The sequence below is a fragment of the Rhodoferax sp. RT5P35 genome, assembly GCF_056521385.1.
The window spans coordinates 1-1,745 of record NZ_JBWMAX010000064.1 but is presented as its reverse complement, the minus strand read 5'-3'; the positions used below and the strand labels follow the sequence as shown (position 1 = coordinate 1,745).

The following is a 1,745-nucleotide window of genomic DNA, read 5'->3' as shown; positions in this document are numbered from 1 at the left end:
TGTTCATACGCGGCAGATAAACCTTGTTGGACTGAACCAACGCCCAGGATGGCTGTTGGTAAAAGGGAGATGAAAGCATAGGGGATTATTCGAACCCACCTCCCCGATACATTCAAATTATGGCCCAGCGCTGGACGTATCGGCCCCGGTATTTATGTAATGCATGACCCAAGCCACCATGATCAGCCTCCCCACGGCTTGGGCATACAAGTTTGATGCGTGTAGGCAGGCTGTACTGGAGAGCAGGCACAGCATTTCCCCCAACACCCTAGCGGATGCTCTGCAAACTGCGATCCCCAAACCTTGTACATCTCTCACGGCGGCCCTCGGCAATCGACTGGCCCCGTGTGGTCAGGTCCCGGCAGCCACTTCTGCCCCGCCAGCACCGCGACAACATGCAACGGGCTGCTCTTGCAGCACGGACACAGTTGCACATTCAACTGAGCCACCCGCGCCATGAAGTCCCGCACCGACTCGACCGCCTAGGGGTTGCGCGCAGGCATAAGCAGCGCCAGCCGTGCTGCCTCCAACTTGACCCCCTTGCAGCTGGCAGCCAGCACGCCGTAATGCCGAATTCGTTTAACCCCGGTGGGCAGCACATGCAGCAGCAAGCGGCGTACAAACTCCGCCCCTGGTAGCCGGACCAAGCGTTTGCCGCCGTGGTCATTGGCACGCACCGTGAACGCCACCCCGTTTGCGTCCACGCCACGGATGCGCGCGTTCCCGATCGCCGTACGGTGGGTGTAGCGACTCAGGTACTCCAGTACCTGGGCCGGGCCGCCCAGCGGGGCTTTGGCGTACACCACCCACGGATGGCGGTACAGCTGCTGCTGGCGCTGGCTCCAGTCGGCGGTGTTGCCCTGCGGATCATGGTCTAGCGTGTGGTCACGGTGTGCCACAGCCAGCGCCGCCATGAACTGGCCCCGAAACACCGCAGATAGCGCATGCACGGGGAACAGGAAGTCCGGCTGGCGTGCGGGAACGTGCCACCGCTTGCCTCCATCACCATCCTTTGCCAGCACCCCGCAAGCCATCACCGCATGCAGGTGGATATGGCGGCGCAAGTCCTGCGTCTAGGTATGCAACACCAGGCTGAAGGCTGGGGTGCCGCCGGATATACCCATCCAGCGCGGGTTGGCGGCGAAGTCACCCAGGGTTTGTGCGGTGCAACGGAACAGTGTGTTGATCACCCACTGCGGATGTCGATGTCGCCTACGCGCAAGGCGCAGGCTTCGGACACGCGCAGGCCTGCGGCGTACATGGTTTGCAAGAGCATGCGGTGCACGGGGTGCGAGCAGTTGGCGAACAGCCGGGCAATTTCTTCACGGGCCAGCAGTTCGGGTTGTTTGGCGGGTACTTTGGTCATCGGGATCTGGAACAGTTCGCGGCCGTGGCCTAAAACCTTCTCGTACAGAAACCGTGCCGCGCAGGCCGCCTGGTTCATGGTGCTGTAGGAGAGCTGGCGCTCTTGCACCATGTGCAGCAAGTAGGCTTGCACCTCGGCGGCGCTGTACTCGGCGGGGTCACGCCGGTAGAACTTGGCCATTCCGTAGATGGCATCCAGGTAACTGTCTTGGGTGCGCGGACTGAAGCCGCGTAACACCATCGCCTCTTTCATGCGTTGGCGTAAGGGGGGCATGGCACATCTCCTTCAGGGCCAGGGAATATTCCCCAGCCAGAAGGCTTACCCTCAACGCCCTTCGTCGCAAGTCACACGCAAACAAAAACGCGGTGGCGGCCTGTGA

At 61.7% G+C, this 1,745-nt stretch carries 1 protein-coding gene and 1 pseudogene; both read right to left on the bottom strand.

Annotation, left to right across the window (positions count from 1 at the left end; translation table 11 throughout):
* Positions 1–314: 314 nt before the first annotated feature.
* A pseudogene (locus AC097L_RS23590) lies at positions 315–1,202 on the bottom strand (IS91 family transposase); the annotation flags it as partial.
* A complete protein-coding gene (locus AC097L_RS23585; RefSeq protein WP_479589172.1) occupies positions 1,187–1,618 on the bottom strand; it encodes a tyrosine-type recombinase/integrase in 432 nt (143 codons plus the stop codon). The pseudogene AC097L_RS23590 and the gene AC097L_RS23585, both read right to left, overlap by 16 nt.
* Positions 1,619–1,745: the final 127 nt, after the last annotated feature.